Origin of the sequence: Brevibacillus sp. NRRL NRS-603 (genome assembly GCF_003013445.1) — a bacterium.
Lineage (GTDB): Bacteria > Bacillota > Bacilli > Brevibacillales > Brevibacillaceae > Brevibacillus > Brevibacillus formosus.
Genome location: NZ_PXZN01000036.1, coordinates 1 through 2,754 on the forward strand (window position 1 = coordinate 1; position 2,754 = coordinate 2,754).

5 protein-coding genes are annotated in these 2,754 nt (G+C 47.6%); all 5 read right to left on the reverse strand.

The annotated features are described in order from the left end of the window. Window positions 1-40: 40 nt before the first annotated feature. Window positions 41-595: a delta-aminolevulinic acid dehydratase gene (locus tag C7R94_RS23995; RefSeq protein WP_106785240.1), complete on the reverse strand. Its 555-nt coding sequence runs from the start codon at window positions 593-595 to the stop codon at window positions 41-43. Window positions 596-795: 200 nt separating this feature from the next. Then, window positions 796-1,290 (reverse strand): hypothetical protein, encoded by a 495-nt coding sequence (locus C7R94_RS24000; RefSeq protein ID WP_106785241.1) that lies wholly within the window; start codon window positions 1,288-1,290, stop codon window positions 796-798. Window positions 1,291-1,461: 171 nt separating this feature from the next. Then, window positions 1,462-1,626, reverse strand: a complete 165-nt coding sequence (locus C7R94_RS30380) for a hypothetical protein (protein WP_233220647.1) — start codon at window positions 1,624-1,626, stop codon at window positions 1,462-1,464. 54 nt (window positions 1,627-1,680) lie between these two features. Next, on the reverse strand, window positions 1,681-2,529 hold the full coding sequence (locus C7R94_RS24005) for an energy-coupling factor ABC transporter ATP-binding protein (protein ID WP_106785242.1): 849 nt from the start codon (window positions 2,527-2,529) through the stop codon (window positions 1,681-1,683). Then, on the reverse strand, window positions 2,529-2,754 hold a 226-nt coding region (locus C7R94_RS24010), incomplete at its 5' end, for a CbiQ family ECF transporter T component (RefSeq protein ID WP_233220648.1). The genes C7R94_RS24005 and C7R94_RS24010, both read right to left, overlap by 1 nt.

A 2,754-nucleotide genomic window follows, 5' to 3' on the forward strand; every position in this document is an offset into this window, starting at 1 on the left:
TACAAACGGGGGTCAGTCCCAGGCTCCCTTTGCGTTTCCACTACTCTTTTACATAAAGCTGATACATCCCGTTTTCTTCATCAGTTGCTTTTGCGATTCGAAAAGCTGCTTCCACGCTTTTCTTGTTTTGAATTACCTCGTAGAAAAAGCGCAGTGCGAACATCAGCGCAGAACTTCCGTCCGGGTAATCATCTGGCCCGATATACGTTTGGCAACCACTGTCCAGAAAGGCCTTCGCTAATTCAGGATCACCAAGCGAGCATCCGTTACCTAACACGATTTTTCCATCCAGCTTGGCAAAACGTCTAACCTCGTCAGGACCAAAATCACCCTTTGGTTCTCCTTCCTCGTAAACGTCCTCGCCTAGCTCTGGCATGATAAGGCTACCCTCATCTCCATGGAAATTCAGAACAATCATGTCGGTATTTGGGTAAAGGTCGGTGCCATTCAATACATCAATCAAATCGCTTGGTCGACCAATCCAATACGTAAAGACTCGAGCTCCAAAATACTCAAGTGTGTTTCGGATTGCTTGGGTATCCAGATCCGTATCAGGACCGACTACTAGGGCAACATTCATTTCAGGTTTACTCATCGTGATATTCCTCCATTTGGTTGTCAATGGTTTTCGTTTTCGGGTGAACAAAACCATTTACATGGAGGGGGTCGAGCCAACTGGCGAATGGCAAGACGTTACTTCTTGATCATCAAGTGGGAAAACTCCTCTTCAATTGGAATATTTTATAAATTCCCAGTAGTATAGCACCCAAAACTTGGCATGTAAAGTTTCTCTAATTACGCAAACCCTTTTTTGATTTTGGACTTTATGTCACGATACAGCTCTCCGTATGTAATCGCATGCTCGATATGCGAATAGGAAAGCACGGAATCGCCATCCTTGCTCTCGCAGCACGCAAAGAACAGGCTTTCCATCAGATTGTGATTTTCGATGGAATTGGTAATATGGACGCAATCCTCAATCGATTCATGAGCGTCATGCTTGTAAAAAAGAAACGTCCCTTCTTTGAACGCCCCTTTTTTGTTGGCGTCTTTCCAGATGAGCATGCCCAAGGTAATAAAATACCCTTCCTGGAAGCGGATGACGCCTGTAATGACAGAATTAATCGTGGTCGGAATGATCGCAATCGAGTCATTGAGCTGATTGACGTATTTATACAACGCATTATTCGATTCTCGAAGATCAGCGATTGGTACATGAAGAAGCTGCTTGTCTCTTAACTTTTCTACGAGTTGCTGAACGCATAGCGTTTTATTCAACGTTGAAATCACAACCTCATCACTTCTCCCATTGTAAGTAAGTGCCTTCTTTACGTTATTCGTGATGAATGGACATATCCCTACAAAATCCGCACAAATCTTCTTACCTTTTCAGCGGGGATCATTCCATGAAAAAAAGCCCTTCACGCCTTTATATGGAGAGAAGGGCTTTTTGGCGCAAATTTACGCCTTTCCTTTTAGGTAATCATCCTTTATCTTCTTATCCTGTTCAGCGGTAGTCATCTCTTTCTCCAATACTCGATACAACAGTTCATCCTTTACATCACGAGAGATTCCTTTTTCCTGATGATTCGGGACAGATGAACTCGAGACAGAGTCATGTTGCATACGCGTACCTCCATGGCTTTTTGGGGTTAGCATACCCGAAAGCGCCCACTCCATTCACCACACCCGCTGAACACTGAGCATTTTTCGCAGTTCGTCGACCGAACGCGGAATATTTCCGTCCAGTTCGCGCTTCCACTGCTCAGGCAGTGCTTCCCACACATCGACGAGCAACGGCATACCCAGATGAAGACTTTCCAGCATGGCTCTGTTTTCCAATGCCTCCTGCGGATCTCCCGCGAACACAAGCCTTCCTTTATCCATGATACAAATCCACTCTGCCCATTCAAAGGCAATATCCATATCGTGTGTCGCCATCAAGACAGTCGTTCCTTGCTGATGAATAGCATCGAGCTCCCGCAACAAATTTTTGGTCTGATAGCGATCCAGATACGCAGTAGGCTCGTCCAACAGCAAAAGCTCGGGCTCCATGACCATAACCCCTGCGAGTGCCAGACGCCGTTTTTGCCCCAGACTCAAATGATGAATCGGCGCTTCTGCCAGCTCTCTCAGCCCGAATGCGTCCAGCACCTTTTCAACCTTTGCCCGGATTACGTCCACAGGCAGCTTCTGATTGAATAAACCGTAGGATATATCTTCCGCGACCGTGCTTGCGATCAACTGATGCTCAGGATCTTGAAAGACCAAGCCCACCTTTTGCGTCATCTCTTGCAATGCGGCTCGTTTGTAGACAAGCGGTTTCCCCTTCCACAGCACCTGTCCCTGCTGTGGCTCGATGATTCCGTTTCCATGCAAGAACAAGGTGGACTTCCCACAGCCATTCCTCCCCAAAAGGACACATTTTTTCCCCTCTGGAATCCATAAGGACAGCCCTGACAGGACGGGTTCCCGCCCTCCTGGATACGTGTACTGCAAATCGATGAACTCCAACAACCGTGATGTCATTACCGCCAACCTCCTGTCCACCACTCAAGCAGCACCAGCAGCATACAGCCTGCGATTGACTCCCACTCATAGCGGCGCGAGCGAGCATGGGTATGAAACGAGAGCACCTGCATGCTCTCCCCGAAGCCTCTAGCCGCCATTCCTTTGTGCAAGGCTTCGTATTTGCGCATCGCTCTGACAAACAATTGCGCGACGAGAATCCCTGCATCCCGAAGCGTCGCTCGG